Source organism: Achromobacter sp. GbtcB20, assembly GCF_019091095.1.
GTDB lineage: Bacteria > Pseudomonadota > Gammaproteobacteria > Burkholderiales > Burkholderiaceae_B > Achromobacter > Achromobacter mucicolens.
Genome location: NZ_JAGXJZ010000236.1, coordinates 1 through 456, shown reverse-complemented (window position 1 = coordinate 456; position 456 = coordinate 1). Strand labels below are relative to the sequence as shown.

Annotated in this window: 1 protein-coding gene; it reads right to left on the bottom strand. The window is 68.9% G+C overall.

What is annotated here, in order from left to right; translation table 11 throughout:
* The coding region (locus KVT32_RS28765; RefSeq protein WP_217619277.1) for a pyridoxal-phosphate dependent enzyme at positions 1–456 on the bottom strand (456 nt) is incomplete at both ends.

Here is a 456-nt window from a genome sequence, read left to right as displayed (position 1 = left end):
CGGCTCGACCACCATCTTCATGCGCTCGGCGAAGAATTTCATGGTCTCGACCAGCTGGGCGTCGCTGACGGTGACGATGTCGTCGACGCGGCGCCGGATCACCTCGAAATTGTGTACGCCGACGTGGGTCACCATGGCGCCGTCGGCGATGGTGTCGGGCACGCCGATGTGGACGATCTCGCCCTTGCGCAGCGATTGCTGGCCGTCGTTGCCGGCTTCCGGCTCGACGCCGATCACCTTGCACGCGGGCGACAGGCCCATGGACGCCAGCGCGCTGCCGGCCAGCAGGCCGCCGCCGCCGAGCGGCACCAGCAGCACGTCGAGTTCGCCGGCCTCTTCGAACAGTTCCTTCGCGGCCGTGCCCTGGCCGCAGATCACGTCCGGGTGGTCGTAGGGCGGAATCAGGGTCATGCCGCGCTCCTCGGCCAGGCGGCGCCCGATTTCCTCGCGGTTCTC